The organism is Paractinoplanes deccanensis (assembly GCF_016862115.1).
GTDB classification, from domain to species: domain Bacteria; phylum Actinomycetota; class Actinomycetes; order Mycobacteriales; family Micromonosporaceae; genus Actinoplanes; species Actinoplanes deccanensis.
The window spans coordinates 1-23545 of the sequence record NZ_BOMI01000012.1 but is presented as its reverse complement, the minus strand read 5'-3'; the positions used below and the strand labels follow the sequence as shown (position 1 = coordinate 23545).

General features: G+C 72.1%; 26 protein-coding genes and 1 pseudogene. 16 read left to right on the top strand and 11 right to left on the bottom strand.

Annotation, left to right across the window (positions count from 1 at the left end):
- Positions 1–166 precede the first annotated feature (166 nt).
- Positions 167–865: an MBL fold metallo-hydrolase gene (locus Ade02nite_RS04105; protein ID WP_203760139.1), complete on the top strand. Its 699-nt coding sequence runs from the start codon at positions 167–169 to the stop codon at positions 863–865.
- Here Ade02nite_RS04105 and Ade02nite_RS04100 read toward each other — a convergent pair.
- The 4 genes from Ade02nite_RS04100 to Ade02nite_RS04085 form a co-directional block, all read right to left on the bottom strand.
- Entirely contained in the window at positions 814–1560 is a 747-nt protein-coding gene (locus tag Ade02nite_RS04100) for an MBL fold metallo-hydrolase (RefSeq protein ID WP_203760138.1), read from the bottom strand. The two genes, Ade02nite_RS04105 and Ade02nite_RS04100, sit on opposite strands and share 52 nt — an antisense overlap.
- A complete protein-coding gene (locus Ade02nite_RS04095; RefSeq protein WP_203760137.1) occupies positions 1557–2345 on the bottom strand; it encodes an alpha/beta hydrolase in 789 nt (262 codons plus the stop codon). The genes Ade02nite_RS04100 and Ade02nite_RS04095 overlap by 4 nt, the downstream gene beginning before the upstream one ends.
- 52 nt (positions 2346–2397) lie before the next feature.
- Complete coding sequence (locus Ade02nite_RS04090) at positions 2398–5247, bottom strand: helix-turn-helix transcriptional regulator (RefSeq protein WP_203760136.1); 2850 nt, start codon at positions 5245–5247, stop codon at positions 2398–2400.
- Positions 5248–5309: 62 nt separating this feature from the next.
- On the bottom strand, positions 5310–5996 hold the full coding sequence (locus tag Ade02nite_RS04085; protein WP_127497394.1) for an IclR family transcriptional regulator: 687 nt from the start codon (positions 5994–5996) through the stop codon (positions 5310–5312).
- A gap of 49 nt (positions 5997–6045) precedes the next feature.
- Between Ade02nite_RS04085 and leuC the strand changes: the two genes are divergently transcribed.
- From leuC to Ade02nite_RS04065, 4 genes are all read left to right on the top strand, one after another.
- Positions 6046–7485, top strand: coding sequence for a 3-isopropylmalate dehydratase large subunit (leuC, locus tag Ade02nite_RS04080; protein WP_203760135.1), 1440 nt, complete (start codon positions 6046–6048; stop codon positions 7483–7485).
- A 16-nt stretch (positions 7486–7501) separates the two neighbouring features.
- Positions 7502–8089: a 3-isopropylmalate dehydratase small subunit gene (leuD, locus tag Ade02nite_RS04075; protein WP_203760134.1), complete on the top strand. Its 588-nt coding sequence runs from the start codon at positions 7502–7504 to the stop codon at positions 8087–8089.
- A 178-nt stretch (positions 8090–8267) separates the two neighbouring features.
- Complete coding sequence (locus Ade02nite_RS04070) at positions 8268–9107, top strand: HU family DNA-binding protein (RefSeq protein ID WP_203760133.1); 840 nt, start codon at positions 8268–8270, stop codon at positions 9105–9107.
- Positions 9108–9210: 103 nt separating this feature from the next.
- On the top strand, positions 9211–9657 hold the full coding sequence (locus tag Ade02nite_RS04065) for a hypothetical protein (protein WP_203760132.1): 447 nt from the start codon (positions 9211–9213) through the stop codon (positions 9655–9657).
- On the opposite strand, the gene Ade02nite_RS04060 is transcribed toward Ade02nite_RS04065, so the two are convergent.
- From Ade02nite_RS04060 to cofC, 4 genes are read right to left on the bottom strand one after another with little or no spacing between them, the layout of a single operon-like run.
- The gene (locus tag Ade02nite_RS04060) at positions 9614–10495 is read right to left on the bottom strand and encodes an NUDIX hydrolase (RefSeq protein ID WP_203760131.1); all 882 of its coding nucleotides are present in this window, start codon (positions 10493–10495) and stop codon (positions 9614–9616) included. The two genes, Ade02nite_RS04065 and Ade02nite_RS04060, sit on opposite strands and share 44 nt — an antisense overlap.
- Positions 10495–12714: an RNA degradosome polyphosphate kinase gene (locus Ade02nite_RS04055; RefSeq protein WP_203760130.1), complete on the bottom strand. Its 2220-nt coding sequence runs from the start codon at positions 12712–12714 to the stop codon at positions 10495–10497. The genes Ade02nite_RS04060 and Ade02nite_RS04055 overlap by 1 nt, the downstream gene beginning before the upstream one ends.
- Positions 12715–12769: 55 nt before the next feature.
- Positions 12770–12967 carry a cold-shock protein gene (locus tag Ade02nite_RS04050; protein ID WP_203760129.1) on the bottom strand — a complete coding sequence of 66 codons (198 nt, stop codon included), beginning with the start codon at positions 12965–12967 and terminating at the stop codon, positions 12770–12772.
- A gap of 17 nt (positions 12968–12984) precedes the next feature.
- Complete coding sequence (gene cofC, locus Ade02nite_RS04045; RefSeq protein WP_203760128.1) at positions 12985–13623, bottom strand: 2-phospho-L-lactate guanylyltransferase; 639 nt, start codon at positions 13621–13623, stop codon at positions 12985–12987.
- Between the two features lie 121 nt (positions 13624–13744).
- Between cofC and Ade02nite_RS04040 the strand changes: the two genes are divergently transcribed.
- The 8 genes from Ade02nite_RS04040 (at position 13745) to Ade02nite_RS04005 (ending at position 20196) form a co-directional block, all read left to right on the top strand.
- The gene (locus Ade02nite_RS04040; RefSeq protein WP_203760127.1) at positions 13745–14479 is read left to right on the top strand and encodes a lysophospholipid acyltransferase family protein; all 735 of its coding nucleotides are present in this window, start codon (positions 13745–13747) and stop codon (positions 14477–14479) included.
- The gene (locus Ade02nite_RS04035) at positions 14476–15471 is read left to right on the top strand and encodes an NAD(P)H-dependent glycerol-3-phosphate dehydrogenase (RefSeq protein WP_203760126.1); all 996 of its coding nucleotides are present in this window, start codon (positions 14476–14478) and stop codon (positions 15469–15471) included. The genes Ade02nite_RS04040 and Ade02nite_RS04035 overlap by 4 nt, the downstream gene beginning before the upstream one ends.
- 76 nt (positions 15472–15547) lie before the next feature.
- Complete coding sequence (locus Ade02nite_RS04030; protein ID WP_203760125.1) at positions 15548–16648, top strand: cystathionine gamma-lyase; 1101 nt, start codon at positions 15548–15550, stop codon at positions 16646–16648.
- A gap of 2 nt (positions 16649–16650) precedes the next feature.
- Positions 16651–17007: a hypothetical protein gene (locus Ade02nite_RS04025; RefSeq protein WP_203760124.1), complete on the top strand. Its 357-nt coding sequence runs from the start codon at positions 16651–16653 to the stop codon at positions 17005–17007.
- An 81-nt stretch (positions 17008–17088) separates the two neighbouring features.
- Entirely contained in the window at positions 17089–17439 is a 351-nt protein-coding gene (locus tag Ade02nite_RS04020; protein WP_203760123.1) for a GntR family transcriptional regulator, read from the top strand.
- Positions 17436–18314: an ATP-binding cassette domain-containing protein gene (locus Ade02nite_RS04015; RefSeq protein ID WP_203760122.1), complete on the top strand. Its 879-nt coding sequence runs from the start codon at positions 17436–17438 to the stop codon at positions 18312–18314. Before Ade02nite_RS04020 ends, Ade02nite_RS04015 begins: the two co-directional genes overlap by 4 nt.
- Positions 18311–18994: a hypothetical protein gene (locus Ade02nite_RS04010; RefSeq protein WP_203760121.1), complete on the top strand. Its 684-nt coding sequence runs from the start codon at positions 18311–18313 to the stop codon at positions 18992–18994. The genes Ade02nite_RS04015 and Ade02nite_RS04010 overlap by 4 nt, the downstream gene beginning before the upstream one ends.
- Positions 18995–19113: 119 nt before the next feature.
- Positions 19114–20196, top strand: coding sequence for a D-alanine--D-alanine ligase family protein (locus tag Ade02nite_RS04005; protein ID WP_203760120.1), 1083 nt, complete (start codon positions 19114–19116; stop codon positions 20194–20196).
- Here Ade02nite_RS04005 and Ade02nite_RS04000 read toward each other — a convergent pair whose 3' ends face one another.
- Both Ade02nite_RS04000 and Ade02nite_RS03995 read right to left on the bottom strand, forming a co-directional pair.
- Positions 20197–20838: a DUF3515 family protein gene (locus Ade02nite_RS04000; protein ID WP_203760119.1), complete on the bottom strand. Its 642-nt coding sequence runs from the start codon at positions 20836–20838 to the stop codon at positions 20197–20199. It lies immediately after the preceding gene.
- A 1-nt stretch (position 20839) separates the two neighbouring features.
- Entirely contained in the window at positions 20840–21073 is a 234-nt protein-coding gene (locus Ade02nite_RS03995; protein ID WP_097318348.1) for an Lrp/AsnC ligand binding domain-containing protein, read from the bottom strand.
- Positions 21074–21159: 86 nt separating this feature from the next.
- Between Ade02nite_RS03995 and Ade02nite_RS03990 the strand changes: the two genes are divergently transcribed.
- On the top strand, positions 21160–22098 hold the full coding sequence (locus Ade02nite_RS03990) for a thiamine-phosphate kinase (protein ID WP_203760118.1): 939 nt from the start codon (positions 21160–21162) through the stop codon (positions 22096–22098).
- Positions 22099–22153: 55 nt separating this feature from the next.
- Positions 22154–22612 (top strand): GNAT family N-acetyltransferase, encoded by a 459-nt coding sequence (locus Ade02nite_RS03985; protein WP_203760117.1) that lies wholly within the window; start codon positions 22154–22156, stop codon positions 22610–22612.
- A 226-nt stretch (positions 22613–22838) separates the two neighbouring features.
- On the opposite strand, the gene rpmB is transcribed toward Ade02nite_RS03985, so the two are convergent.
- Positions 22839–23030 (bottom strand): 50S ribosomal protein L28, encoded by a 192-nt coding sequence (rpmB, locus tag Ade02nite_RS03980; RefSeq protein ID WP_007075181.1) that lies wholly within the window; start codon positions 23028–23030, stop codon positions 22839–22841.
- 180 nt (positions 23031–23210) lie between these two features.
- Between rpmB and Ade02nite_RS49030 the strand changes: the two are divergent.
- A pseudogene (locus Ade02nite_RS49030) lies at positions 23211–23545 on the top strand (hypothetical protein); the annotation flags it as partial.

The following is a 23545-nucleotide window of genomic DNA, read 5'->3' as shown; positions in this document are numbered from 1 at the left end:
GGCGCGTCGCGTGAAGGCGGGCGTTTGCTGGCTGGTCGGGGGTGTGGGCCGTTGGTTCTGCGTCGGCCGTTGGTTCTGTGTCGGCCGTGGGGAGGGCGGCGTGCGTGGGTGTTGCTGTTCGTTCTGGGCGTAAGGGCTGGGCAGGGAGAGTGCCTACGGTGGGGGGATGCGGGATATCGGGGTTCGGCGGGTGGATTACGGGTTCTTTGTGCGGCCGGCGGAAGAGACGGGGACCGGGCGGGCGCGGGTTGAGCCGGCGTTCGGGTATCTGATCGAGCATCCGGATGCGGGGGTTCTGCTCGTGGACACGGGGATGGGGGCTCATCCCGAGGTGGATGCCTGGTATCGGCCTGTGCGGGTGCCGTTGGGCAAGGCGCTGGCGGAGGCCGATGGGGATGTGGGGCGGGTGAAGGTGGTGGTGAACTGTCACCTGCACTTCGATCACTGTGGGGGGAACGCGGAGCTGGCGGGGCGGCCGGTCTTCGCGCAGCGGGCGGAGCTGGCGCTGGCCCGGGCGGCGGAGAGCCATACGTTGCCGGAGTTGGTGGATCATCCGGGGGCGCGGATCGAGGAGATCGACGGCGAGGCCGAGGTGTTTCCGGGGGTGCGGATCGTGCCCACGCCGGGGCATACGGCGGGGCATCAGTCGGTGGTGGTGCGGCGGCGGGACGGGGTTGTCGTGGTGGCGGGGCAGAGCCACGACAACGCGACGTTGTTCACCAGTGATGTGCTGGGGCGCCACGCCGGCGTGGGGGAGCAACCGGCGTGGCTCGGCCTGCTGATGGCGCTCGATCCGAAGCAGGTGGTCTTCGCTCACGACAACGCGGTCTGGACCCCGGGCTCCAGCCACGTCAGCCTGCCCTGAGGAAAGGCCGCCTCGATCTGCTTGCGGCCCTCGCGGAAGTGCGACCAGCCCTCGTAGTGCACGGGAACGATCCGGCGTGGCCTGATCCGGTCGCACAGGGCCGCGGCGTCGCGGCCGGTCATGGTGAAACGGGCGGGGCCGGTCAGACCGAACTGGACCTTGCCGAGGTGCAGGATCGCGGTCTCCACGTCGAACCGGTCGGCGACCTGGAGCACGCCGGGGAACAGAACCGTGTCGCCGGAGATCCAGACCACCGCTGAGGAGCCGCGCGGGCGCAGGGCGAAACCCGTTGTGGGGCCGACGATCGGGACGCTCCACCACGGGCCGTGCCGGGACGGGGTGGCGGTCACCTCGACGTCGCCCACGTGTGCCGACTCCCACGGTGCCAAGCCCGTCGCGCCGAGGCGGCGGCCGCCCGCGACCGTCGTGATCACCGTCGGCGCCGAGGAGAGCAGGGCCCGGCCGGCGTCGTCGAGATTGTCGGCGTGCTGGTCGTGGGTGAGCAGCACGCCGTCGAGCGGGCCGAGCGACGCGGCGGGCAGCGCGGGGCCGGCCGTCTTGCGCGACGACGTGCCCCAGCCGAAGGAGTACCTGCGCCCGGGAGCGTCGAACGTGGGGTCGACGAGCAGGCGTACGCCGCCGAGCTCGAGCAGCGTCGTCGGGCCGCCGATGTGGGTGATGGACAGGTCGCTCAAGACGCGTGCCTCAGCGCCCAGTCGAGGACCTCGTCGGCGATCTGCTCCCAGCCCTTCTGCGCGGGCAGCAGGTGCGCGTACCCCTCGTACTCCTTGCGTTCCGTGATGGTGTTGGACTTGTAGTGCTTGTGGTTCGACTCCTGGATCGCCGGGGGCATGATGTGGTCCTCGGAGCCCGAGACGAACAGCAGCGGCGCCCGGTTGTCGTTGTGGTAGTCGACCCACGTGTCCTGGTGGCCCGGCTGGAAGTTGGCGAGCACGCCGCCCCACAGGATGCCGCCGCTGGCCGGGATCGCGTACCGCTCGTACAGGTAGCGCGACTCCTCCTCGGTGAACGTGTTGGTGAACGCGTACTTCCACTCCTCGAAGGTGAGCGGGATCGCCTTGTGCCGGTTGGCGGGGCTCTTCAGCACGGGAAACGTCGACTTGAGCTGGGAGAGCGGCACCACCCGTACGCCCTCGGTCGGTGCCGAGTTGAGCGCGACACCCGCCGCGCCGAAGCCGTGGTCGAGCAGGATCTGCGTGAACGCGCCGCCGGCCGAGTGACCGATGATGATCGGGGGCTCCGGCAGCGCCCTGATCGCCTCCTCGTAGCGGGCGATGATCTGCGGCACGGTGACGTTGACGACCGGGGTCGGATCGGCGTTGAGCGCCTCCACCTCGACCTCGAAGCCGGGATAGGCGGGCGCGATCACCTGATGGCCCTTGGCCTCGTAGTGCGCCTTCCAGTTCTCCCAGCTGCGCGGGGTCACCCAAAAACCATGAACAAGAACGACAGGTCTCATGCCTCGATCGTCATGGGAGCGCGACCACCGGCGCATCACGCGATTCGCGTAGTCAGTCGTGCAACGCCTCGCGCAGCTGCCTCCGCGAGTTCACCCCGAGCTTCCGGTAGACCTTGCGCAGGTGGTAATCCACGGTGCTGGCGCTGAGAAACAGATGCGCCGCGATCTCCGCGTTGGTCCCGCCGTTGCGGGCGAGGCGCGCCACCGCGGCCTCCTGCGTGGTCAGTCCGGTCGCTTCGCTCTGCTGGGGTACGGGGTTGCGCCCGGTCCCGCCGAGCGCGCCCAGCTCGCGCCCGGCCCGATGGGCGAAGGCCACCGCCCGGACCGCGTCGAACATCTCCAGTGCGGCACCGAGCTGCTCCCGGGCCTCCCGCCGTCGCCGCCGGCGCCGCAGCCACTCGCCGTAGAGCAGGCGCGCCCGCGCGAGGTCGCCGTACGCGAGCGTGCCGCCGAGCCGCTCGATCGCCTGCCGGTAAAGGGATTCGGCCGCCCCGTCCTCGGCCAGCAGCGCGGCGGAGCGCTCCCGCAGCCCGATCGCCCAGTCGGTGCCCGCCGCCTCCGCGGCCCTGGCGAGATCGTCGTGTGCCAGGCCCGCCGTGCGCCGATCGCCGGTGCGCAGCGCGCTCTCCACCAGATCGGGCAGCACCCGCGCGTAGCGGCCGGGCCGCCCGAGATCGGCGAGCGGCGCCAGCCGGCGGGCCGCCGCCGCGTAGTCCCCGCAGGCGATGTCGCGGATCGCGAGACCGTGCGCCGTGAGCGACCGCATGGCGCCGAGACCCAGCGCCTCGAACGCTTCCGGCCGCACCGGTGCCCGTTCGCCCGGCCCGATCCGCCACGCGGCCAGCTCGGGGTGGTTCCAGACGCGCTGCCGTTCGGCGGTGATCCCGATGGCCCGGCGCAGCCGCAGGCCCGCCGCCTCGTGCCGATCCGCGTCGGTGAGCCGTCCCAGCGTCGCGTCGCTCATCGCCGCCATGAAGTACACGAGGTCGAGCGATTGCAGCGCGCCCGTCCGGTGCGCCGCGGCCGTCGCCCGGTCGAGGATCGCCTGACGGCTGCGGTCGTCCCACAGCATCGTGCTCACCGACACGGCGACCACGATGTGCCGCAGCAGTTCCCGTTCCGGCAGCGCGACGTCGGCCATCGCCGCGACCGCCCTGCGCAGCGCCGGCGCGGCCGCCACCAGGTCCTCCTCGATCACCGCCGCGTACGCCGCCATGAGCGCGCCGGCCGCACCCACCGGCGGCTCGCCGGCCATCCGCCGCGCGACGGCCGCGATGCCTCCCGCCGTCGTGCCGGTAATGAGGTCCTCCACCGCGATCTCGTGCTCGATCGCCGACAGCACCGCGGCCCGGGCCAGCTCCGGCCAGGCCGCGCCGAACGCCTCGGCCGCCTCCAGGCACATGGCCGAGGCATACCGGTTGGCGCCGGGCACGTGCGCGCTGACCGCCGCCCCGGCGCGCACCATCAACGCCACACCCCGCCACCGCGCGTCCATCGCGGGCCGGAGTCGCGCCTGCGTGCCCGCCTCAGCCCCGGTCTCGGCCACGGCGCCGCGCTGGTGCGGCTCGCCGGGCCGGGCCGGGGTGATGTCGTCCAGCAGGCGCAGGGCGCGCGTCGCTGCGCCGGCGGTCAGGGCGGCCTCCGCCGCCGCGGTCAGCCGCACGGCCCGGTCGCGGGAATCATCGGTCAGTTCGGCGGCCCTGGCGAGGAAATCCGCCCGGGCCGCATGGCCCCCGCGCGCCGCGGCGCGGCCGGCGCGGCGTTCGAGCTCCGCGGCGACCGCCTCGTCCGGGCCGGGCGCGGCCGCCGCGAGATGCCAGGCGCGCCGGTCCGCGTCGTCCGGACCGCCGGCGGCCGCCGCCAGGGCGGCGTGCACCGAGCGGCGCAGCGGAGCCGGCGCGTCACCGTAGACGGCCGACCGCATCAGGGGATGCCGGAAGACCGGCGGCGAGACGCTCGTCAGGAGCCCGTCCGACTCCGCCGGCTCCGCGTCCGAGGCGGATACGCCGAGGGCGGTGGCGGCCGCCCCGACGTGCTCGCCCGCCCCCGCCGCGGCCACCAGCAGCCAGACGCGTGTCGCCTCGGTGTAGCCCCGCACCCGAGCCGCATAGTGCGCCTCCAGCCGGCTGCCGATCGGCATCGGCCCGGGCAGCGGGCTCGTACCGCGAAGCTGCTCGGCGGTCAGCTCCCGCCCCAGATCGGTGAGCGCCAGCGGATTGCCGCCGGTCGCCCGCACGATCGCCGCCGCGATCGCCGGATCCAGCGGCCCGTCGGCGCTCTCGGCCAGCAGCGCCAGCGCCGCCTCCTCCCGAAGACCTCCGACGTCCAGCACGGGAAGCCCGGCCGGCGGGACCGCGCCTGTTCCCGCTCCCTTGACCGCCCCGCCGAATCCGGTTTCCGGGCCGGCCTCGGCGGGAGCCGGCGAGCCGCGCCAGCCGAGGAGGAGGACGACACCCTCGGCGTGAAGGCGGCGGCCGACGAAAGCCAACGCCCGCAACGATTCGCTGTCGACCCACTGCGCGTCGTCGACGACGCACAGGCGAGGCTCCCGCGCCAGCAGGGTGAGCGCGGCGAGGCTGACCAGATGCAGGTCGGCGGGTTCGCCGCCGGACAGCCCGCAGGCGACCTCGAGCGCCGCGCGCTGGGCGGCCGGCAGGGCGGCACGGCCGGGCAGGAGCGGGATCAGCAGGCGGTGCAGCGCCGCGTACGGGAAATGGGCCTCGGCCTCGACGCCGCTGACCCAGAGGCTGCGGGGCACCCGGGAGCGCGCGTAGCGCAGCAGCGAGGTCTTGCCCACACCGGGCTCACCACGCAGGACCGCGACAGCGCTGCGCGCCTCGGGTGCGCCCGCCACGAGCTCGTCGAGGATGGCGCACTCCGCCTCACGCCCGAACAGCCGCACGCCGCGACCCTATCGACGCGGGGCGCGCCCATCACAGGTCCGAAAGTCTCCGATCCGATGTCTCAGAGGCCGGAAAGCCGCTGCCCCGCCCGCACCACAGCCATCGCGTGGCGCTCGCCGGGGCGGCGGCCGAGCCGTTCGATCGGACCGCTTATCGAGATGGCCGCGATGACCCGGCCCGTGCGGTCGCGGATCGGCGCCGAGACGCTTGCCACACCGGGCTCGCGCTCGGCGACGCTCTGGGCCCAGCCTCGGCGGCGGACCTCGGCCAGGGTGCGGCCGGTGAACTTGCAGCGGGGCAGCAGCGGCATGACCGCCTCGGGCGGCTCCCACGCGAGCAGGATCTGGGCCGCCGATCCGGCCACCATCGGGAGGACCGAGCCGACCGGCACGGTGTCGCGCAGGCCGCTGGCGCGCTCGGCGGCGGCCACGCAGATGCGCTCGTCGGCACGGCGCAGGTAGAGCTGCGCGCTCTCCCCGGTCGCGTCCCGCAATGCGGAAAGCAGGGGCTCGGCGGCGGTCAGCAGCACGTCGGGTGCCGCGTTCGCCAGCTCGCCCAGGCGGGGGCCGGGGCGCCAGCGTCCCTGGGTGTCGCGGACGAGCATCCGGTGGATCTCCAGGGCCTGGGCCAGGCGATGTGCCGTCGCCCGGGGCAGCTTCGTACGGTCGACGAGTTCCGCCAGGCTGGCGCCGTCGACACAGGCCGCGAGGATGACCACCGCCTTGTCGAGAACGCCGACACCGCTCATACTGTGTCCCACAAGCCGAAACATACCTCCCAGAATTTAGGATGTCCAGATGGTGGGAGTCACTCCGAGGACCCTGGCCGAAAAGGTCTGGGACGACCATGTCGTGCGTGCTGCCGAGGGTGAGCCTGATCTGCTCTACATCGACCTGCACCTGCTGCACGAGGTGACCAGCCCGCAGGCCTTCGACGGCCTGCGCATGGCCGGCCGTCAGGTCCGGCGCACCGATCTCACGCTCGCGACCGAGGACCACAACACGCCGACCGGCTACGCGGACCCGGCGTTCAACACCAAGCGCGGCGAGCTTTTCACGATCGCCGACACGACCTCGCGGACGCAGATCGAGACGCTGCGCAAGAACTGCGCCGAGTTCGGCGTGCAGATCCGCCCGCTGGGCGACATCAACCAGGGCATCGTGCACGTGATCGGGCCGCAGCTCGGTCTCACCCAGCCGGGCATGACGATCGTCTGCGGCGATTCGCACACGGCCACGCACGGCGCGTTCGGCGCGCTCGCGTTCGGCATCGGCACGAGTGAGGTCGAGCACGTCCTCGCCACCCAGACGCTGCCGCAGGCGAAGCCCAAGACGATGGCCGTCACGGTCGTCGGCGAGCTCGGCCCGGGCGTCTCCGCCAAGGACCTGATCCTCGCGCTGATCACCCAGACCGGCACCGGCGGCGGCAACGGCCACATCGTGGAGTACCGCGGCGAGGCCATCCGCAAGCTCTCCATGGAGGGCCGGATGACGATCTGCAACATGAGCATCGAGTGGGGCGCCAAGGCTGGCATGATCGCGCCGGACGAGACCACCTTCGAGTACCTCAAGGGTCGCGAGCACGCGCCCAAGGGCGAGGAGTGGGACGCCGCCGTCGCGTACTGGAAGACGCTCGTGACCGACGAGGGCGCGGAGTACGACACCGAGATCATCGTGGACGCCTCGGCGATCAGCCCGTTCATCACCTGGGGCACCAACCCGGGCCAGGGCGCGCCGCTCGACAGCGTGGTGCCGGACCCCGAGGAGTTCGTCGAGGAGACCGACCGCAGCGCCGCCCGCCGCGCGCTGGAGTACATGGATCTCCAGCCCGGCACGCCGTTCCGCGAGGTGCCGGTCGACGTGGTCTTCGTGGGCTCCTGCACCAACGGCCGCATCGAGGACCTGCGCGCCGCGGCCGAGGTTATCCGCGGCCACAAGGTGCACGACGGCGTCCGCATGATGATCGTGCCGGGGTCGTACAAGGTGCGCGAGGCGGCCGAGGCCGAGGGGCTCGACAAGATCTTCAAGGACGCGGGCGCCGAGTGGCGGTTCGCCGGCTGCTCCATGTGCCTGGGCATGAACCCCGACACGCTCACCCCGGGCCAGCGCGCCGCCTCCACCTCCAACCGCAACTTCGAGGGCCGGCAGGGCAAGGGCGGGCGTACGCACCTGGTCTCGCCGCAGGTCGCCGCCGCCACCGCCGTGGTCGGCAAGCTGGCCGCGCCCGCCGACCTCTGAGCCTGGGAGAGATCAGATGGACAAGTTCGTCAGCCACAGCGGCAAGGTCATGCCGCTGCGCCGTTCCGATGTGGACACCGACCAGATCATCCCGGCGGTGTACCTCAAGCGGGTCACCCGCACCGGATTCGAGGACGGCCTCTTCAGCGCCTGGCGCGACGATCCGTCGTTCGTGCTCAACAACCCGGCGCACGCGGGCGCCACGATCCTGGTCGCCGGGCCCAACTTCGGCACCGGATCGTCGCGCCAGCACGCGGTCTGGGCGCTGCGCGACTGGGGCTTCAAGGTGGTGATCGCCGCCCGCTTCGGCGATATCTTCCGGGGGAATGCCCTGAAGGAGGGTCTGCTGCCGGTCCAGCTCGATCAGAAGGCCGTGGAAGCCCTCTGGGATCTCGGTGAGAGCGAGCCGGAAAAGCAGATCACGGTCGACCTCGAGGCCCGTCAGGTGCGCGTGGACGACGCCTCGTGGCAGTTCCCGATCGACGATTTCAGCAGGTGGAGGCTCATGGAGGGCCTCGACGACATCGGACTGACCCTGCGCCACGAAGAGCTCATCACGGCGTACGAGAAGAAGCGTCCCGCCTTCAAGCCGGTCGTTGCCTGAGCGACGAAAACCCCTGTCAGAACACGATTTTTCGCCCTCGCCGAGTCCCCGGCGGGGGCGAAATCGTTGCAACACAAGGGTTTTTTTGACACGAATGTTTGTGTCCGCTGGTCAGAGGGCATACGGTGCGCGCAGAATGGCTCGCATTGGGCCACTTCTCACGTTCGGGAGGAAAATCGTGAACAAGGCCGAGCTCATCGAGGCGCTGGCCGCCCGGCTAGGAGACCGGAAGACGGCGACGGCGGCGCTGGATGCGGTCATCAGCGAGGTGGAGAACGCCGTCACCAAGGGCGACCGGGTTGCCATCACCGGCTTCGGCGTCTTCGAGAAGCGGGCACGCAACGCGCGTACGGCTCGCAATCCTCGCACCGGCGAACCGGTGAAAGTGAAGAAAACATCGGTGCCGGCCTTCAAGCCTGGCACCGCCTTCCGCGAGATGGTGGCGAGCGGAAAGGTCGCGAAGGCCGCGGCCCCCGCGAAGAAGGCCGCTGCCACCAAGGCCACGGCGACCAAGGCGACCGCCACCAAGGCGGCTGCTGCCACCAAGGCGGCTCCGGCGAAGTCCACAGCCACCAAGGCGGCCGCCACCAAGGCCACCGCGACGAAGGCGACCGCCACCAAGGCGACCGCCACCAAGGCGACGGCGGCCAAGAAGACCGCCGCCACCAAGGCGGCACCGGCCAAGTCGGCCACCGCGACCAAGACGGCCGCGGCCAAGAAGACGACGGCGACCAAGGCGGCCCCCGCCAAGACCGCCGCCACCAAGGCAGCCCCGGCCAAGTCCACTGCCACCAAGGCCGCAGCCACCAAGGCCACGGCCACCAAGGCCACGGCCACCAAGGCGACCGCGGCGAAGAAGACCGCCGCTACCAAGGCCGCCCCCGCCAAGAAGGCTGCCACCGCGACGAAGACCGCCGCCGCGGCCAAGAAGACGACCGCACGCAAGACCACCACCGCAGCCGCCGCGGAGACCCCGTCGCGCGCTCGCGCCAGCCGTACCACCCGCAAGACCAGCTGACGCCTCGGCGTCAGCACGCACAGCCGAGAAGGCGTCCACCCGAACGGTGGACGCTTTTTCTGTGTCCCGGCGCGGAGGAGGCCGCGGCGCCTACCGTCCGGGCATGGAGCGCAGAGCGTTGCCGAGGGGGCTGGTGGGCCGGTCGCTGATCGCGGCGCTGTTGTTCGCGGCCGCCGTCGTGCCGGGCTGGATCCTCGGCGGACTGGCCGAGCGGTGGACCGGCTCGGCGCTGCTCGACTGGATCGTCACGGGCGCCTGGGCCGGCCTGGCCGTGCGTTTGCTGGCCCCGTGGGCGTCGTACCGGCCCCGGGACGCCTGGCTGGGGGTGATCCCCCTCTACAACTGGTATCTCGTCTGTGTGCTCAGCTGGCGGGTCGCGCTGCTGCCCTATCGCGACTGGGAGCCGCGCGACGACGAGTTGTGGCGCGCCCGGTGGCTCACCGGCGACCTGCTCGGCTACTGGCGCGCCGACTCGCCGCCGCCCGTGCGGCGGCAGCGGGAGCGCGTCAGAGCCGCGACGAGCCCAGCAGCCGCTCGCCGGACCAGGTGAGCAGCCAGCCCTCGCCCTTGGACGTCTTGTAGGGCGCCGGGTCGGCCGCGTCGGCCAGCGTGGCCAGCAGCCGCGGGATCAGCTTGCCCTGGCTGCACACGACGGTCAGACCGTGCGAGCGCAGGTCGAGCAGGCGCTGCGCGGCCAGCTTGGCCTTGGCGGGCGCCTCGTCGGCGTCGGCGGGCTCCGCGAAGCCGCCGTCCATCACGATCGGCATGCCGCCCAGCGCGGCCGCGAGCGGCTCCAGGGTCTGCTTGCACCGCAACGGGGTGGCGGACACGAGGCGTTGCGGTGCGAGCGGCGCGAGCAGGTCGGCCAGTCGCTCGGACTGCGCCTGGCCGACCGGGTCGATCGGGCGCAGCGCGTCGTTGCCGCTCCACTTCTTGCGCTCGCCGGCGTGCGCGTGGCGGACCAGCACGGCCACCGAGGTCACCGGCGGCAACCCGGCCACGTGCTCGAGCAGGGCGCGCTCGTCGGCGTAGCTGACCCGCTCGGCCGCGTCGGCCAGCGAGAGCCACTCGACGCTGTCGACCTCGTCGGTGTCTCGCACCGGGCCCTCGTCGCCGGTGACGGTCATCAGCCAGTAGTCGACCGTCTTGGGCCGGCCGTCGGGCAGGTCGTACGCGACGCGAGGCAGGGCGAGCACCGGGCGGCCCGACCGGCCGGTCTCCTCCAGCACCTCGCGCAGCGCGCCGAGAATCGCCGGCTCGCCGTGGTCGAGATGGCCCTTGGGCAGCGCCCAGTCGTCGTACCGCGGGCGGTGCACGAGGCACACCTCGAGGCCGTCGCCGGCCGGGCGGCAGAGCACGCCGCCCGCGGCACGGATCGGCTCCGGCATCAGACCGCCTTCGCCTTCTTGTCGATGACGCGGCGCAGCAGCGCCTCCTGGAGGTGCATGTGCGCGTCGGCCGGGTTGACCGGGTTGCGGTGCCAGGTGCCGTCGCCGTGCAGGTCGAAGCCCTCGGTGCGGTCGTCCATCGCCAGCTCGAGCACGTAGCGCAGCTCCTCGCGGGCGCTCGGCTGGACCACCTTGACCAGCGCCTCGACGCGGCGGTCGAGGTTACGGTGCATCAGGTCGGCCGAGCCGATCCAGTATTCGGCGTCGTCGCCGGCGCCGAACCGGAAGACCCGCGAGTGCTCCAGGAAGCGGCCGACGATCGAGCGGACCCGGATGTTCTCGGAGAGGCCGGGAACGCCGGGCCGCAGCGCGCACATGCCCCGGATGATCAGGTCGACCCGCACGCCGTCCTGGGAGGCCCGGTAGAGCGCGTCGATGCTCTCCTCGTCGACCAGCGAGTTGACCTTGATCTGGACGAGCGCGTCGCCGCCCTCGCGCGCGATGCGGGCCTGCTCCTCGATGCGCTCGATCAGGCCGGAGCGCACGCCGTGCGGCGCCACCAGCAGGCGGCGGTACTTGCGCTGGCGGCTGTAGCCGGTGAGCACGTTGAACAGGTCGGTGACGTCGGCGCCCACCTCGGGGTCGGCGGTGAGCATGCCGAAGTCCTCGTACAGCCGGGCGGTCTTGGGGTGGTAGTTGCCCGTGCCGATGTGGCAGTACCGGCGGATCTGGTTGCCCTCCTGGCGCACCACCAGAGCGGTCTTGCAGTGGGTCTTGAGGCCGACCAGGCCGTAGACCACGTGACAGCCGGCCCGCTCCAGGGTGCGCGCCCAGGCGATGTTGGCCACCTCGTCGAAGCGCGCCTTGACCTCGACCAGCACCACGACCTGCTTGCCGGCGGCGGCCGCGTCGACCAGCGCGTCGACGATCGGCGAGTCGCCGGAGGTGCGGTAGAGCGTCTGCTTGATGGCGAGCACGTTGGGGTCGGCGGCGGCCTGCTCGATGAACCGCTGCACGCTGGTCGAGAACGAGTGGTACGGGTGGTGCACCAGGATGTCGCTCTCGCGCAGGCGGTTGAAGACGCTGCGCGGCACCTCGCCGTCGGCCAGCTGCGGGTGGGTGGCCGGCACGAACGGGCGGTCCTTGAGGTCGTCGCGGTCGGTCTCGCCGAAGACCTGCCAGAGCGCGGAGAGGTCGAGCAGGCCCGGCACGCGCTGCACGTCCTCGCTGTCCATGTCGAGCTCGCGCACCAGCAGCTCGAGCACGTGGTCGCTGATCGAGGCGGCGACCTCCAGCCGCACGGGCGGGCCGAAGCGGCGCTGCGCGAGCTCGCGCTCGAGCGCCTGGAGCAGGTCCTCGTCGCGGTCCTCGTCGACCTCGAGCTCGGCGTTGCGGGTCACCCGGAACAGGTGCCACTCCAGGACCTGCATGCCGGGGAAGAGCTGGTCGAGGTGGACCGCGACGAGCTCCTCGACGGGCAGGAAGCGCACGCCGCGGCTGTCGTTCTGCACCGTCACGAAGCGCGGCACGTTGTTGGGCACCTTGATGCGGGCGAACAGCTCGGCGTTGGCGTCGTCGGGGTCGCGCAGCGCCACGGCGAGGTTGAGCGACCGGCTGGAGATGTACGGGAACGGGTGCGCCGGGTCGACCGCCAGCGGGGTCAGCACCGGAAAGACCTGCTCGCGGAAGTAGGTGCGCAGGCGCTCGCGCTCGGGCGCGTCGAGCTCGCTCCAGGAGACCAGCTCGATGCCCTCGGCCGACAGCTTGGGGCGCACCTCGTCGGCGAAGCAGGCGGCCTGCCGGGTGACCAGGTCGGCGACCCGCTGCGAGATCATCGCGAGCTGGTTGCGCAGCGAGCTGCGGTCGCCGCCGCGCATCGGCAGGCCGGCGCTCAGCCGCCGCTTCAGGCCGGCGACGCGCACCATGTAGAACTCGTCGAGGTTGCTGGCGAAGATGGCGAGGAACTTCGCCCGTTCCAGCAGCGGCGTCTCCGGCTCCTCGGCCAGCGTGAGCACGCGGGAGTTGAAGTCGAGCCAGGACAGCTCGCGGTTGAGGAAGCGGTCCTCGGGCAGCTCGGGCCGGTCCGGCTCGGGCGCCTCGACGGGTTCGGTGGTGGCGGTCACGAGTTGCTCCGTAGTCAGTTGCTCGGCCGATCGCGGAAGAAAACGGCCGTTCGGGCCACGCCGACGGCTTTCCTGGGTCCGGGGCGGGGTCTGCATCGCTCCATCATTGCCGCTTTTCGAGCAACGTGAAACGAACTGATGTTTGCTGGTGTCAGGCGATGCCGGGGATTCTCACCTGACGAACGGCGCCGTCCGGATCGCGCTCCACGGCGACCCGCTGGCCGAGCCGGAGCTTGCGCAGCCCGGAGCCGTCGAAGGCGGGCGCGCCGAAGGGCAGCTCAGTCCCGTCGTCCAGCAGCAGCGTGCCGCTGCGGGCGCCGGCGTCGAAGGTGGCGATGGTCCCCTGCATGGGCTCGACGCTACCGGTCAGGCGGCCGAGACGCAGGCCACCTTGAGTCCCAGATCACGCAGCAGCGCGCAGGTGTGCGCCCCGGCGCCGAGGGCCAGCACGGTGGCCAGGTCGGCCGGGGTGTCGACGTCCTGCCGCAGGCCCGGCCAGTCGCCGCCGAGGGCCCGCGCGCCCGACTCCGCGTGGGCTCGCGCCGACCCGATGCCGAACCGAGGATCCAGCGGTACGCCGGGAGGCGCGGCCAGGAGCACGGTGCCGGTGCCCGCGGCGTCCACCACGTACGAGCGAGCGTCCCCGGCCTCGGTGAGGGCCTCGTCGAGCTCGGCGGGCCGCAGCGCCGGGAGGTCACCGGCGAGCACGGCACGGAAGCGGGTGAGCCCGGCGACCTCGTCGGCGCCGTACCGCATGGCGTCGTTGAGCCCGGCGTCCGGCAGGTCGGGCACGGCGCGGGCGCCCAGGCCGGCGGCGGCAGCGGCGATCACCGGGTCGTCGGTCACCACCACGAGGTCGCAGACGGCGAGCACCGCGGTGACCGTGTCGCGCACCATGGCGAGCGCGAGATCGGCGTGCCGGGCCGGCGGAACCGCGCCGCGCAGCCGGCTCTTCGCCACCCCCAGCCGCTTCACCGGCATGACCGCAGTCCAGTCCCCACGCATTCCGCCAAGTGTGCCAGCCGGTGCCGGTAAGGACCCCTACCTGGTACCGCGGGCTTCGAGCGGGCATGATTTCGTATTTGAGACGCGGCGGGACCCTGCCGCACAGCAGGTAGGAGGGGCCGTGGCGCACCGCAGGCTCGGGTTCTGGCGTCGGTTCGCGGCCGCGCTGGTGATTCCCGTGCTGAAGGTCTGGACCAAGCGGACCTGGCTCAACATGGAGAACATCCCGCGATCGGGCGGTGTGATCATCGTCGCCAACCACGCGTCGCACTTCGACCCGCTGGTGGTGGCCCACTACATCTACGGCGCCGGCCGGTGGCCCCAGTTCCTGGGCAAGGCCAGCCTGTGGCGGGTGCCGGTGATGGGCCCGTTCCTGCGCAAGGTGCGCCAGATCCCGGTCGAGCGGGGCAGCGTCGAGGCGGTGAAGTCGCTGGACGCGCTGATCGAGGCGCTGAACAACGACGGCGTGGTGGTCATCTATCCCGAGGGCACGACCACCCGCGACCCGCTGTTGTGGCCGATGCGCGGCAAGACCGGCGCGGCCCGGCTGGCGCTGGTCACCGGCGCGCCCGTGGTGCCGGTCGCCAACTGGGGCGCCCAGGACATCTTCGACCCGCGCACCGGCAAGCTGAGCCTGCGCCCGCGCCGGCCGGTGACGGTGACCTCGGGCAAGCCGATCGACCTGAGCCGCTGGGCGGGCGCGACGCCCGGCCGCGCGGTGCTCGAGGAGATGACCGAGCACATCATGCACGAGATCAGCGGCCTGGTCGGCGAGCTGCGCCACGAGCAGCCGCCGGCGGAGCTCTACGACCGTCCGCGGCGCAAGGCCGGCACCTCGCCGGAGGACGCCGCGTGAGCCGGGCCGCGGTCATCGGGTCGGGCGCCTGGGGCACGGCCTTCGCCAAGGTGCTGGCCGAGGCGGGCGCCGACGTGACGATGTGGGCCCGGCGCGAGACGGTCGCCGCCTCGATCCGCGATCACCGCGTGAACGAGGGCGCGCTGCCCGGCGTCAAGCTGCCCGAGCGCATCACCGCGACCACCGACCTCGCCGCCGCGGTGTCCGGCGCCGAGCTGGTCGCCATCGCGGTGCCGTCGCAGACGTTGCGCGGCAACCTCGCCGAGTGGGCCGGCGCCTTCGAGCCCGGCTCCACCATCGTGTCGCTGATGAAGGGCATCGAGCTCGGCACCACCAAGCGCATGAGCCAGGTCATCGTCGAGACCGCCCACGTCGAGCAGGACCGCGTCGTGGTCGTCTCGGGCCCCAACCTGGCGCCCGAGATCGCCGCGGAGCAGCCGGCCGCCACCGTGGTCGCCGGCACCGACGTGGAGCGCTGCCGCGCGGTGCAGCACGCGATGGCGCTGCCCTACCTGCGGCCCTACACGAGCGCCGACGTCATCGGCTGCGAGCTGGGCGGCGCGGTGAAGAACGTGATCGCGCTGGCGTACGGCATGGCGGTCGCGATGGGCATGGGCGACAACACCAAGGCCTCGCTGATCACCCGGGGCCTCGCCGAGACGGCCCGGCTGGGCGCGGCGCTCGGCGCCGACCCGCTGACTTTCGCGGGCCTGGCCGGCCTCGGCGACCTGGTCGCCACCTGCTCGTCGCCGCTGTCGCGCAACCGCACCTTCGGCGAGCAGCTGGGCCTCGGCAAGACGCTGGAGCAGGCGCAGGCCGCCGCCCGGCAGACCGCCGAGGGCGTGAAGAGCTGCCTCGCCATCCGCGACCTGGCGCGCGCGCACGGGGTCGAGATGCCGATCACCGAGCAGGTGGAGCGGGTCTGCCACGAGGGCGGCGACCCGCGGGTCGCCGTAAAACTGCTGATGGGCCGGGAGATGAAGCCGGAATGAGCGAGCGCAGCGAGCGAATCAGCCAGCTCGGCGTTTTGGTGCCTCATGCCGGTTCGGAGCGAAGCGGAGAACCGGTATGAGTTATTCGGACGGCACACGAGCCGTGCACGCTGGTCTGCCGGAGCCCGTGGTGGGCGGGCCGTTCCTGCCCGGGCCGGTCTTCGCGGCGCCCTATCACCTCGACCCGGCGGACGGGCCGGGCGACAACGGCTACGCCCGCACCGAGCACCCCACCCGGCGCAACCTCGAGTCGGCCATCGGCGAGCTCGAGGGCGGCCGCACGCTCGTCTTCTCCAGCGGCCAGGCGGCCATCACCGCGCTGCTGCTGGCCGTGCTGCGCACCGGCGACACCGTGGCGCTGCCGGCCGACGGCTACTTCACGGTCCGGGCGTTCGCCGAGGGCACGCTGCGCGACCTCGGGGTCAAGACGGTGCTCGTGCCCACCGCCGGGCCCTATCCGAGCTTCGACGGCGTACGGCTGGTGCTGCTCGAAACGCCGGCCAACCCGGGCCTGGACGTGTGCGACGTGCGTGCGCTGGCGGAGGCCGCGCACGCCGCCGGCGCGCTGGTGGCGGTGGACAACACCACGGCGACGCCGCTCGGGCAGTCCCCGCTGGCGCTCGGCGCCGACCTGGTCGTCGCCTCCGGCACCAAGGCGCTCACCGGCCACTCCGACGTGCTCCTCGGCTATGTGGCGACGAACGACGTCGCGCTCTTCGACAAGGTCGAGACGTGGCGCAAGCAGACCGGCGCGGTGCCGGGCGCGTTCGACGCGTGGCTGGCGCACCGCTCGATCGCCACGCTCGACCTGCGGCTCGCGCGCCAGACCCAAAACGCGGCGGCGGTCGCCGAGTTCCTCGCCTCGCGCGACGACGTGACCGGGGTGCGCTGGCCGGGCCTGGCCGGCGATCCGTCGCACGAGGTGGCGAAGCGGCAGATGCGCCGCATCCCCGGCGTGGTCTCCTTCGACCTCGGCGACGAGCAGCGGGTGGCCCGGTTCCTCGCGGCCTCCGGGCTGGTCTTCGCGGCCACCTCGTTCGGCGGCGTGCACAGCACGGCCGACCGGCGCGCGCAGTGGGGCGACGACACCTCGCCGGGCTTCGTGCGCTTCTCCTGCGGCATCGAGGACACCGCCGACCTGATCGCCGATCTGACGGCCGCTCTCGACGAGGCCTGAGCGTGGGGTGGGACACCTTCTCCGGTGACCAGGTCGCGGCCCTGACCCAGGGCGCCGGCTTCTTCGCCGAGCCGGGCGAGCGGGATTGCCCGGCGTGCGGCGAGCGCCGCCTGCGCGCCTATTTCACCGTGCCGCCGAACGCGAAGCGGCCGACGCTGGTGAGCTACGTGTGGTGCTCCGGGTGCTCGAAGTTCGTGGGCACCCGGGCCAGGCATCCGGAGGGCCTGGTCCTCAGCGACCCGCTCGCGGTGCTGCCGGCCGGTGAGCGGCGCGAGCTCGAGCGCAGCCTGACCGGCTTCCTCGCGCACCTCGACCGTCTCTGGGACGAGGGCGTGCTGCCGCAGACGTTCGCGGCGTAGAGAACCGGCTTGAGGTCTCGGCCGCTCTACGTCTATGGTTCGTTACATGAGTAATGAACCACTGAAGTAGGGAGGCTCGGCGTGTTTCACGACCGGAGCCCGATCTACCTCCAGATCGCCGAGGGGATCAAGAACGACGTCCTGAGCGGGGCCCTCGAGGAGGACGAGCAGGTCATGTCCACCAACCAGTACGCGGCGTTCTACCGGATCAACCCCGCCACCGCGGCGAAGGGCTTCGCCCAGCTCGTCGAGGAGGGCGTGCTCTACAAGAAGCGCGGCATCGGCATGTTCGTCAGCCCCGACGCCCGCGAGCGGCTGCGCGCCGAGCGGCGCGAGCGGTTCTTCGCCGACGTGGTCGCCCCGATGCTCGACGAGGCGAAGCGGATCGGCATCGGTGTCGACGAGATCGTGAAGCACCTGGGGGAGAAGTGAGCATCGAGATCCGCGACCTCACCGTGCGGTACGGCCGCACCGTGGCCGTCGACAGCGTCGGCCTCGACCTGGCGGGCGGCAAGATCTACGGCCTGCTGGGCCGCAACGGCTCCGGCAAGACGAGCCTGCTGAGCGCGATCGCGTCGTACCGCAAACCGTCGGCCGGGGTGGTCCTGATCGACGGCGAGGAGGCGTACGAGAACCCGCGCGTCGCCCGCCGCACCTGCTTCATCCGCGACACCCTCGACCTCAGCGACTCCGACCGCCTGCGGTCCGCCCTCGACCTGGCCGCGCGCCTGCGCCCGACCTGGGATCAGCCGTACGCGGAGAAGCTGCTCGACGTCTTCCAGATCGACCCGGGCAAGCGCGTCTCGGCCCTCTCCCGCGGCCAGCGATCCGCGTTCGGCGTGGTGCTCGGCCTGGCCGCGCGCACCCCGCTGACCATCCTCGACGAGTCCTACCTCGGCATGGACGCCGTCGCCCGCACCCTGTTCTACCGCGAGCTGCTCGCTGACTACCTCGAGCACCCGCGCACGATCATCCTCTCCACCCACCTCATCGAGGAGGTCGCCGACCTCTTCGAACGGGTGATCATCATGGATCGCGGCCGGGTCATCGTGCACGACGAGACCGACGCGCTGCGCGGCCGCGGCGTGACCGTGACGGGCCCGTACGAGGCGGTCACCGCCTTCGCCGCCGGGCGCGTGATCCTGGGCGAGCAGACCCTCGGCGGGGTGCGCGCCGTCACCCTGGACGGCCACGTCGACCCCGGCGAGATCGAGCGCGGCGAGGCGGCCGGGCTCAGCTTCGGCCCGATCGGCATCCAGGACCTCTTCGTCCACCTCACCTCGCAGCCGCTGGAGGCGTCGCGATGACCGTGTTCGGCACCCTCGCCCGGATCTACCGGCCGATCCTGCTCTGGTTCGGGGCGATCATCCTGGCGGTCGAGGCGATCGGCCTGGTCGTCATCGGCAACACCGTGGGGCCGTCCAAGTTCAGCTTCTGGATCGTGATGGCCGGTGCGGCGCTGAAGTACTGGCCGCTCGTCGCCGGCATCCTGCTCATCAGCCTGCATCTGCGGCTGTTCGTCGCCAACGGCGTCACCCGGGGCGAGTTCCTCGGCGGCCTGGCCATGTTCGGCGTGGCGCTGACCGCGTTGCTGGCGGCGGTCGTCACGGCCGGGCACGGCGTGGAGAGCCTGCTGCTGGGCGCGCTCGACCTGCGCGGCCCGGACTATCCGGTCTTCACGCTCACCGGCGCGCCCGCCGAGTTCGGTCATCTGCTGCCGGGCTCGATGGCATACATGGTCACCGGCATGCTCGTCACGGCCGGCTTCTACCGGTTCAACCCGTGGATCGGTGTGCTGCTCATCATCCCGGGGGCGATCCCGCTGGCCGTGGCCGACAATCTCGTCAAGTTCGACCAGTTCGGAGAGACGATCGACCGCCTGCCGTACGGGACGGCGCTCGTGCTCACGCTCGCCGTGATCGTCGGCGGGTTCCTGGTCCTCTACCGCGTGATGCGGGACACGCCGATCCGCCGAACGTCCGGCTGATCACGCTCCGTGCGGGGCTGATGAACCGCGCGTTCGTGCTGCCAGCGGCCATCCCCAAGGTGGCTGACGCAGAGTAGGGTCACCCCCGGCACGCCCGCTAGCGAGAGGCCCGGAGAAAAGTGACGACCCCTCGGAAGACCCGAGTCGCGATCGTGTTCGGCGGTCGCAGCACCGAGCACGCGATCTCGTGCGTGAGCGCCGGGAGCATCCTGCGCGCACTCGACCCGGATCAGTACGAGGTGGTCCCGGTCGGCATCACGCGGGAGGGCCAGTGGGTGCTGGCCGGGGACGACCCGGCGTCGCTCGCCATCGTCGACCGGAAGCTGCCCGAGATCACCGCGGGCAGCGGCTCCGCCGTGGTCCTGGCCGACTCCCAGCTCATCGTGCGCGACCCGGGTGCGGGTGTGTCCTCGCTGGCCGACGTCGATGTGGTCTTCCCGGTGCTGCACGGGGCGTACGGCGAGGACGGCACCATCCAGGGCCTGCTCGAGATGGCCGGCCTGCCCTACGTGGGCGCCAACGTCTTCGCCTCCGCGGCCGCCATGGACAAGGAGTTCACCAAGAAGCTCGCCACCGTCGAGGGCATCCCGGTCGGGCCGTACGCGGTGCTGCGCGCCGGCGTCTCGCTCTCCGAGGCCGACAAGGAGCGCCTCGGCCTGCCGGTCTTCGTGAAGCCCTCGCGGGCCGGCTCGTCGCACGGCATCACCAAGGTCACCGACTGGGCCGACCTCGACGAGGCGGTCGCCACCGCCCGGCAGATCGACCCCAAGGTGCTGGTCGAGGCCGCCATCGTGGGCCGCGAGATCGAGTGCGGCGTGCTCGAGGGCGAGGCCGGCGGCGCGCCCGACGCGTCGCTGCTCGCCGAGATCAAGGTCGGCGACAACGACTGGTACGACTTCGAGACGAAGTACATCGAGGGCGGCGGCTACGACCTCCCGGCGGACCTGCCGGCCGAGGTCACCCGCCGGATCCAGGAGTACGCGAAGCGCACCTTCACCGCGCTCGACTGCGCCGGGCTGGCCCGCGTCGACTTCTTCGTCACCGCCGACCACCAGATCTACCTCAACGAGATCAACACGATGCCCGGCATGACGCCGACGTCGATGTTCCCGCTGATGTGGGCGGCCACCGGCCTCGAATACCCCAAGGTCGTCGACCGCCTGGTCCGCACCGCGCTGCGCCGCGGCACGGGCCTGCACTAGCTATTGGCTGCAGCCGGTCGGGACGCCGCCGGTCCGGGACTTCACGGTCTGGACCACGGCGTCCGAGAACTCGTTGGCCCACTGGGCGGTCTGCTCGTAGCTGCCGGGCACCTGCACCTGCACGGCGACCTCACGGTCCATCGTGGTGAAGACGTCGGTGGCCGGCAGGTCCTGCCCGTACCAGCAGACGCCGTTCATCCTCAACATCACGGCGTCGAGCGGTACGCAGCCCGCGTGCCCGCCGTCGGTGCGCTCGCACATGGTCGGCTGCGGCACGCCACACGCGACGGTGATGGGCGGCTCGCCGTAGGCCGCGTTCTGCTCCGGACCGGCGCTCACCTTGCGCGCGGGCAGGTCCCGCACGGTGGTGGGCAGCTGCGAGGTCACCGCGAGGCAGACCTGCTTGGTCTTCGCGTCGAGTTTCGGAGCGGCCATCTCGACCGGAGTGGACGGCACGACGGCCGGCGTGGTGGCGCTCGCGGAGGGTTCCGCGGCCGCGTCACCGCCGCCCGGCGCGATCTTCCAGAAGACCAGGAGACCCACGATCAGAGCCACCGGTACGGCGATGAGCGTCGCCCACAGCGCCGCGCCCCGCGTCGCCGGGTCCGGCTTCTTCACCGGCGGGTTCTCCACGTCGACCATGTCAGAGGTTTACCACGGAGCAGGTGAGCGTCCGCATGATGCCCGGGACGTACTGGACTTTGCTCACAATGAGGCTGCCGAGGTCGTCGACGGTGTGCGCCTCGGCGAGCACGACCACGTCGTACGGCCCGGTGACCGCGTCGACTCGTACCACACCCGGTATTTTGCCGATCGCGGCGGCCACGTCATGGGCCTTTCCGACCTCGGTTTGGATCAGGATGTATGCCTGGACCACGCTCTGACTCCATTCCGCCGCCGCCGTAACCCGAACGTGAAACTACCGTAATCATCGACGCTATTCAGGGACGAAAGGCCGTACACGTGAGCATTGCCGAGGCCGGCGAGTTCGGGCTCATCGCCCGGGTGGTCGCGCGGCTCGAGACCGGCCCGACGACGCTGCTCGGTCCGGGCGACGACAGCGCGATCGTGGCCGCGCCCGACGGTCGGATAGTGGCATCCACCGATGTTCTTGTCGAGGGCAGACATTTCCGCCGCGACTGGTCGAGCCCCGCCGACATCGGCCACCGGGCGGCCGCGGCCAACCTCGCCGACATCGCGGCCATGGGCGCCGTCCCGACGGCGCTGCTGGTCGCGCTCTGCGCGCCGGTCGACATGGAGGCCGCCTGGGCCGAGGACCTGGCGGGCGGCCTGTCGGCGGAGGCGTCCCTGGTCGGCGCGAGCGTGGTCGGCGGCGACATGTCGTCGAGCCCCACTCTCACGGTCGCCGTCACCGCCCTGGGCGACCTGGCCGGCCAGGCGCCCGTCCTGCGCAGCGGCGCCCAGCCGGGCGACATCGTCGCGCTGGCGGGCCGCGTCGGCCACGCGGCGGCCGGCTACACGGTGCTGTCCCGGGGATTCCGGACGCCGAAGGCCCTCGTGGAGGCGTACCGCCGGCCGCAGGTGCCCTATGCCGCGGGCCCGGCCGCCGCCCGCGCCGGCGCGACCGCGATGATCGACGTGTCCGACGGCCTGCTCCAGGACCTGGGCCACATCGCCAAGGCCAGCGTCGTGGGCGTCGACGTCCACACCGAGCGCTTCGAGATCCCCGGCCAGATGCGCGACGCCGCGACGGCGCTCGGCGTCGACCCGCTCCAGTGGCTGCTGGCCGGCGGCGACGACCACGCGCTGGCGGCCACCTTCCCGGCGGGCGTGCCGCTGCCGGAGGGCTGGCGGCAGATCGGCGTCGTGCACGACGGCACGGGTGTGACGGTCGACAAGAAGCCGTGGACGGGGCCGCTGGGCTGGGATCACTTCCGCTGAGGCCCGCGTCACGCGTAGGGGCCGCCGCCCTGCCCCGCTCATTACTGTGGAGCCCGTGCGGGAAATCAAGATCAGGCGGGCCGAGCTCGACGAGCCGGTCGTGCGCGAGCTGCTCGTCGACGTGCTGTCAGAGCTCTCCGAGCGGTACGGCGGCAGCGGCGACGACACCCCGATCAGCGCGGCGGAGTTCGTGCCGCCGAACGGCGTCTTCTTCGTGGCCGACGACGGCGACCAGCTGATCGGCTGCGCCGGATGGCGCCGCCACGGCGACGACGCCGAGCTCAAGCGCATGTTCACCGCGAAGGCGGCCCGCGGCCGCGGCCTCGGCCGGCGCCTGCTCGCCACGATCGAGGAGTCGGCCCGGGAGGCGGGCTGCCGCCGCGTCATCCTCGAGACGGGCGACAAGCAGCCGGAGGCGATCAACCTCTACGAGTCTGCCGGATATGTCCGGATTGAGGACTTCGGCTATTACGCGGGCGAGGAGGGCGTGCTCTCCTACGCGAAGGCGCTGTAGGGCGGAGCCGGCGCTGAGGCCCGGCGGTCATCACCGGCCGGGCGCGGCCGCCTCCTGCGCCCGGCAGCTAACCCTTCCCGCCGGGTGTGGTCGCCTCCTGCGCCCGTCAGCTCGCCCTCCCGGCCGGGCGCGGACGGTCAGCTCGCCTTCCCGGCCGGGCGCTCTTGGGCGCAAACACAACCAGCCCCTCGGCCGCGTGGCCGAAGGGCTGGTGGACGAACGTCGCTCAGGCGCGGGTGACCTTGCCGGCCTTGATGCACGAGGTGCAGACCTTGAGCTTCTTGGTCGTGCCGCCACCGGCGGGGGTGCGCACAGACTGGATGTTCGGGTTCCAGCGGCGGTTGGTCCGCCGGTGCGAGTGGGACACGTTGTGGCCGAAGCCCGGTCCCTTGCCACAGACGTCGCACACGCTAGCCACGGGAGTACTCCTGGGTCGAAACGAAACTGAAGGCGCCCAGCGAACATCGCCGCAGGCAACCCGGCAAGGTTACATGATGCCCGGGCGAGTCGGCGAATCGGTCCCCGCGCCCACCTGGGCCAGGGGGATCCGGCCGTGCGGCCCCCGGCAATTGTCAGAGGTGGTTAGTACGATTTTCGCGTGCTCGAGACCCTGGACGCCGCCACCGTCCGCCGCTGGTGCGGCGGCGGCCTGCGCGCCCTCCGGGCCCACCAGCGCGAGATCGACGAGCTGAACGTCTACCCGGTCCCCGACGGCGACACCGGCACCAACCTGGTGCTCACCCTCGCCTCGGCCCACGAGGCCCTCGAAGCCGGCGCCGGCGACGCGGCGCTCCTGAAGGACGTTGCCGCCGCCGCCGCCGATTCACCGTCGGCCCCGCTCGCGGATTCGCCGGCCTCGCCCGCTGATCTACCGGCCCCGCTCGCGGATTCACCGGCCCCGCTCGCGGATTCACCGGCCTTGCCTGCCGGGTC

Coding starts and splice junctions, on each gene's coding strand:
- Ade02nite_RS04105 (WP_203760139.1), top strand. CDS start 167: ATGCGGGATATCGGGGTTCGGCGGGTGGATTACGGGTTCTTTGTGCGG.
- Ade02nite_RS04095 (WP_203760137.1), bottom strand. CDS start 2,345: ATGAGACCTGTCGTTCTTGTTCATGGTTTTTGGGTGACCCCGCGCAGC.
- Ade02nite_RS04085 (WP_127497394.1), bottom strand. CDS start 5,996: ATGAGCGGTGTCGGCGTTCTCGACAAGGCGGTGGTCATCCTCGCGGCC.
- leuC (WP_203760135.1), top strand. CDS start 6,046: ATGGTGGGAGTCACTCCGAGGACCCTGGCCGAAAAGGTCTGGGACGAC.
- leuD (WP_203760134.1), top strand. CDS start 7,502: ATGGACAAGTTCGTCAGCCACAGCGGCAAGGTCATGCCGCTGCGCCGT.
- Ade02nite_RS04065 (WP_203760132.1), top strand. CDS start 9,211: ATGGAGCGCAGAGCGTTGCCGAGGGGGCTGGTGGGCCGGTCGCTGATC.
- Ade02nite_RS04060 (WP_203760131.1), bottom strand. CDS start 10,495: ATGCCGGAGCCGATCCGTGCCGCGGGCGGCGTGCTCTGCCGCCCGGCC.
- Ade02nite_RS04055 (WP_203760130.1), bottom strand. CDS start 12,714: ATGCAGACCCCGCCCCGGACCCAGGAAAGCCGTCGGCGTGGCCCGAAC.
- Ade02nite_RS04050 (WP_203760129.1), bottom strand. CDS start 12,967: ATGCAGGGGACCATCGCCACCTTCGACGCCGGCGCCCGCAGCGGCACG.
- cofC (WP_203760128.1), bottom strand. CDS start 13,623: ATGCGTGGGGACTGGACTGCGGTCATGCCGGTGAAGCGGCTGGGGGTG.
- Ade02nite_RS04030 (WP_203760125.1), top strand. CDS start 15,548: ATGAGTTATTCGGACGGCACACGAGCCGTGCACGCTGGTCTGCCGGAG.
- Ade02nite_RS04010 (WP_203760121.1), top strand. CDS start 18,311: ATGACCGTGTTCGGCACCCTCGCCCGGATCTACCGGCCGATCCTGCTC.
- Ade02nite_RS04000 (WP_203760119.1), bottom strand. CDS start 20,838: ATGGTCGACGTGGAGAACCCGCCGGTGAAGAAGCCGGACCCGGCGACG.